This is a genomic window from Streptomyces sp. H27-C3, from assembly GCF_030063415.1.
GTDB lineage: Bacteria > Actinomycetota > Actinomycetes > Streptomycetales > Streptomycetaceae > Streptomyces.
In genome coordinates, this window is record NZ_JASITA010000108.1 from 1 (window position 1) to 1,463 (window position 1,463).

A 1,463-nucleotide genomic window follows, 5' to 3' on the forward strand; every position below is an offset into this window, starting at 1 on the left:
CCATGTCCTGCACTGGTCCCACTGGCGACGACAAGCACAACACCGGGCACGCATCAGCCACTACAAACGACGAGGCCACAACCCCTGCCCTGAACCACCGTCACGCCAAACACGGTTGCAGTACTAGCCCACCGCGATACCGTCATGGCCGGCCGCACCCTCGCCCTCCACGCCGTGCCCGTCACCTTCGGCCTCAAGGCCGCCGGTTGGCGCAAGCTGATCCTCGACGCGGAGCGGCGGCTGGCCCTGGTGGAGGAGGGCGGGCTTCCCCTCTCCCTGGGCGGCGCCGCCGGAACTCTCGCCGGCTACCTGGAATACGCGCGGATCGACGGCGCGGCGGGCGAAGCGGCGCCGGACGCGGAGGCTTACGCCATCTCGCTGGTCGAGGCGTTTGCCGAGGAGACCGGTCTGAGCTGCCCCGGCCTGCCCTGGCACGTGCTGCGTACCCCGGTCGCCGATCTCGCGGCCGCGCTGGCCTTCACCGCCGCAGCTCTGGGAAAGATCGCGACCGATGTGCAGACTCTGGCCAGAACCGAGATCGGGGAGCTCGACGAGCCCGTCCCCACCGCCGGACGTGGCACTTCCTCGGCTATGCCGCACAAGCGCAACCCGGTGCTGGCGACGCTCATTCGCAGTGCGGCCCTCCAAGTACCGGGGCTGGCAGGCATCTTGACGCAGCTTCTGGCCGGTGAGGACGAGCGCTCCGCCGGTGCCTGGCACGCGGAATGGCAACTGCTACGGGAGTGCCTGCGGCTGACTGGCGGCGCCGTCCACACCGCGGTGGAGCTCGCCGAAGGCATCGAGGTACGACCCGACCGCATGAGCTCCAACCTCGAACTCACCGGAGGTCGGATCGTCTCGGAACGGATCACCGCTGTCCTGGCCCCTCGGCTGGGCAAATCGGCCGCCAAGCGCCTGCTCCGCCAAGCATCCCTCGCCACCGAGACAACGGGTCGGCCGCTGACCGCCACACTCTCCGAAGTTCCGGAGCTCAAGGGCCTGTTCACCGTCGCGGAGCTGTCGTGGCTGTGTGATCCGCGACGGTACACGGGTGCCGCTGGGAACCTGGTGGACCGGGCGGTGGGCCGGACCGTCTGATGTCTTGGCCGCAAGGAAACAGCCGTTGGGGTCTCAGCCGATCCCGGCAGCGCACTGGGCCAGGCGCGGGTGGTTTGCCGCCAGCTGTAGGGAGCGTACGACGCGTTCCTTGACCCACGCCGCGCTGTGACCGGTGAGGATGCGAACTCGGGGAGAGTCGTCGGGGCGTACGAATTGAATCAGGCCGTCCTGGCGCCCCAGACTGATGCACTGCACTACGAGTCGGAGCCGCAGTGCGGGTGTTGTCACGTTGGCTGACCGGCGTGGGATGATCTTGTGATTGGCCGTGCTGGGAGGGGATCGTTCGTGGCGTCGACGCCACCGTCGTACAGGGGCCACCGCTATCCGCCGGAGGTGATCGCGCA

At 68.6% G+C, this 1,463-nt stretch carries 1 pseudogene; it reads left to right on the forward strand.

The window, feature by feature from the left end:
• Nucleotides 1–126: 126 nt before the first annotated feature.
• A pseudogene (locus QMK30_RS38245) lies at nucleotides 127–1,098 on the forward strand (lyase family protein); the annotation flags it as partial.
• Nucleotides 1,099–1,463 lie beyond the last annotated feature (365 nt).